Origin of the sequence: Sinorhizobium sp. P24N7, assembly GCF_042436655.1 — a bacterium.
GTDB classification, from domain to species: domain Bacteria; phylum Pseudomonadota; class Alphaproteobacteria; order Rhizobiales; family Rhizobiaceae; genus Sinorhizobium; species Sinorhizobium meliloti_A.
In genome coordinates this window covers 1-292 of sequence record NZ_JBHMIW010000167.1, presented here as the reverse complement: position 1 = coordinate 292, position 292 = coordinate 1, and the positions used below count along the sequence as shown (strand labels likewise).

Sequence of the window (292 nt, the reverse complement as noted above, 5' to 3'; positions counted from 1 at the left end):
ACCACGGATCAGCAACGGATCGACCCGTTGACGATCACAGACGGCCACAGCCGCTTTCTGATCGATGTCCGGATCGTTGCGCCGACGATCGAAGGGGCCATCCCGGTCTTCACCGAGGCTTTTCGGGTTTACGGCCTGCCGCTGGCTATCCGCTGTGACAATGGTGCGCCGTTCGGATCACGCGGGGCCGGCGGACTGACACGGCTTTCGGCTTGGTGGCTGAAGCTGGGCGTGGAGCCGCATTTCATCAATCCGGCTTCACCGCAGGAGAATGGCCGGCACGAACGGATGC

At 63.0% G+C, this 292-nt stretch carries 1 pseudogene; it reads left to right on the top strand.

Annotated elements, in window-relative coordinates:
• Positions 1-27 precede the first annotated feature (27 nt).
• Positions 28-292: pseudogene (locus ACFHWW_RS34475) on the top strand (transposase); the annotation flags it as partial.